The following is a 1,378-nucleotide window of genomic DNA, read 5'->3' as shown; positions in this document are numbered from 1 at the left end:
GCTCGTTGGTGGTGAATGTGTGGCAGTCCACCTTGATCGCGTTCTTGCCCGGTCGCCAGGTGCGACCGGGCCGGTCCCGGTTGCCGAGCCATTCCTTGGCCTTGGTGTCGACGCTGATCACCGGCTGGGTATCGTCGAGGAACGCGGCGGCCGTGGCATTGAGGTGGGTGAACTGGGCATCGCGGTCCGGATGGCTGATGCCCTCTGTTGTCTTCGCGGTTCCCTGCAGGCTGTAGCCCAGGGTGTGCAGCAGGTGTCCGACAGCTGAAGCGCTGACCGGGTGGCCCTGTGCGGTGAGGGTCGAGGCCAGGACCCGTAACGACAGCGTGGTCCACCGCAAGGGGGAGACGGGGTCGCCTCGGGTGTGCGGCTCGATCAGCGACTCCAGCGCGGGCAGCAGACCAGGGTCGGTGTCTGTCAGCCGCTTGCGGCCGGCACCTGGAGCCCGGACCCGCAAGGTCGGTGCTGAGCAACCGGCCAACTCGGCCATACCTCGCGCGATGGTTGCAGTGCTGGTGCCGGAGGCGGCGGCGACCCGGACGATCCCGCCACGGCCGAGGGCCGTCGCCTCACTGGCCAGGTACAACCGACGCCGGCGCTCATCGAAGTGCGGCAGGATCTGATCGAACTTGGCCCGCAGAGCACGAACGGCAACGCGGCCTGACAGACACGGAGTCATATCTCAGCCTCCCACCAACACTCCTCTGCCGAGCACTTATTGAAATACGGGCCCCAGGCCGCATCGAGAACAGCCAGGTCGCCGTCTACCTCGCCTACTCAACCCCGCTCGGGCACGCGGCGATCGACCGGGAGCTGTATGTTCCGCGCTCCTGGACCGAGGACCCGGCCCGCTGCCGGGCCGCCGGGATACCCGACGCCGTCGGCTTCGCCACGAAACCCGCCCTCGCCGCCCGCATGATCGGCCGCGCCCTGGACGCCGGCGTTGCCGCATCCTGGGTGGCGGGCGATGAGGTCTACGGAGGCAACCCGCACCTGCGGACCGAGCTGGAGAGACGCGAGACCGGCTACGTGCTCGCCGTGGCCTGTGACCACCAGATCACCACCCGAGCTGGCAACTTCCGGGCCGACGTCCTGGTCAAGATGCTGCCGAAGCGGGCCTGGCAGAAACTCTCCGCCGGCGACGGCGCCAAGGGGCACCGCTTCTACGACTGGGCCCTGGCCGACATCGCCGACGACCGGCCGGGCCACCGTCAGCTGCTCGTCCGCCGCAACCGGCGCACCCGTGAACTCGCCTTCTACCGCTGCTACTCAGCAGTCCGGGTTCCGCTGTCCACCCTGGTGCGGGTCGCCGGGCGCAGATGGACGGCCGAGGAGACCTTCCAGTCCGGCAAGGGCCTGGCCGGACTGGACGAGCACC

At 69.2% G+C, this 1,378-nt stretch carries 1 protein-coding gene and 1 pseudogene; one reads left to right on the top strand and one right to left on the bottom strand.

Going from position 1 to position 1,378, the window contains the following annotated elements:
• The coding region (locus tag B9S58_RS22530; RefSeq protein ID WP_107494950.1) for an ISAzo13 family transposase at positions 1–679 on the bottom strand (679 nt) is incomplete at its 3' end.
• Between the two features lie 56 nt (positions 680–735).
• Here B9S58_RS22530 and B9S58_RS22525 point away from each other — a divergent pair.
• Positions 736–1,378, top strand: a pseudogene (locus B9S58_RS22525) (IS701 family transposase); the annotation flags it as partial.

This window comes from Streptomyces sp. SM11, assembly GCF_002910905.1.
GTDB lineage: Bacteria > Actinomycetota > Actinomycetes > Streptomycetales > Streptomycetaceae > Streptomyces.
The sequence above is the reverse complement of the archived record's forward strand: the minus strand, read 5'-3'. Positions and strand labels throughout refer to the sequence as shown.